Source organism: Nonomuraea turcica (assembly GCF_030718205.1).
Taxonomy (GTDB): Bacteria; Actinomycetota; Actinomycetes; order Streptosporangiales; family Streptosporangiaceae; genus Nonomuraea.
The window spans coordinates 1-506 of record NZ_JAUZQF010000110.1 but is presented as its reverse complement, the minus strand read 5'-3'; the positions used below and the strand labels follow the sequence as shown (position 1 = coordinate 506).

2 protein-coding genes are annotated in these 506 nt (G+C 74.3%); both read left to right on the top strand.

Translation table 11 applies throughout. The annotated features are described in order from the left end of the window. Positions 1-332 (top strand): tetratricopeptide repeat protein (locus Q9G87_RS60465; protein ID WP_305925707.1); only part of this gene is annotated, 332 nt, incomplete at its 5' end. Beyond that, positions 269-506: tetratricopeptide repeat protein (locus Q9G87_RS60460; RefSeq protein WP_371826033.1), on the top strand; the 238-nt coding region annotated here is incomplete at its 3' end. The genes Q9G87_RS60465 and Q9G87_RS60460, both read left to right, overlap by 64 nt.

The window sequence follows — 506 nt, the reverse complement described above, 5'->3', positions numbered from 1 at the left end:
CTCCCACCCTGATCTCCCGCAACAACCTCGCCCGCGCCTACGAGGCGGCGGGGGATCTGGACCGCGCCATCCCGATGCACGAGGCCACGCTGGCCGAGCGGGAGCGGGTGCTGGGCGCCGACCACCCTCCCACCCTGATCTCCCGCAACAACCTCGCCCGCGCCTACGAGGCGGCGGGGGATCTGGACCGCGCCATCCCGATGCACGAGGCCACGCTGGCCGAGCGGGAGCGGGTGCTGGGCGCCGACCACCCGTCCGCGCCATCCCGATGCACGAGGCCACGCTGGCCGAGCGGGAGCGGGTGCTGGGCGCCGACCACCCTCACACCCTGATCTCCCGCAACAACCTCGCCCGCGCCTACGAGGCGGCGGGGGATCTGGTCCGCGCCATCCCGATGCACGAGGCCACGCTGGCCGAGCGGGAGCGGGTGCTGGGCGCCGACCACCCTCACACCCTGATCTCCCGCAACAACCTCGCCCGCGCCTACGAGGCGGCGGGGGATCTGG